Below are 363 nucleotides of genomic sequence, written 5' to 3' on the forward strand. Positions count from 1 at the left end.
CCAGTTCGAGTGGCGGGGACGATGGGGCTCGGGCGGCGGGGGCGATGGCTGAGTGGCGGGGCGATGGGCGCGGGCGGCGAGGGTGTCTGGCTCGAGCAGGGGGCAATGGGCTCGGGCAGTGAGGGTGGGTGGTCTGAGCAGTGAAGGTCAACCCAGGCCGGGCTGTCGTCGTCTGCGATCCGGTGTTGGCCGTTCCGGCTCTGGTGCCGGGGGCGATGGGCTTGGGTGGCGCGGGGTAACTGTCTTGGGCAGTGAGAGTTGATTCGGGCCGGGCTGTCGTCGTCTGCGATCCGGTGTTGGCCGTTCCGGCTCTGGTGCCGGGGGCGATGGGCTTGGGTGGCGCGGGGTAACTGTCTTGGGCAG

The sequence above is a fragment of the Nocardia sp. NPDC049149 genome (assembly GCF_043197455.1).
Lineage (GTDB): Bacteria > Actinomycetota > Actinomycetes > Mycobacteriales > Mycobacteriaceae > Nocardia.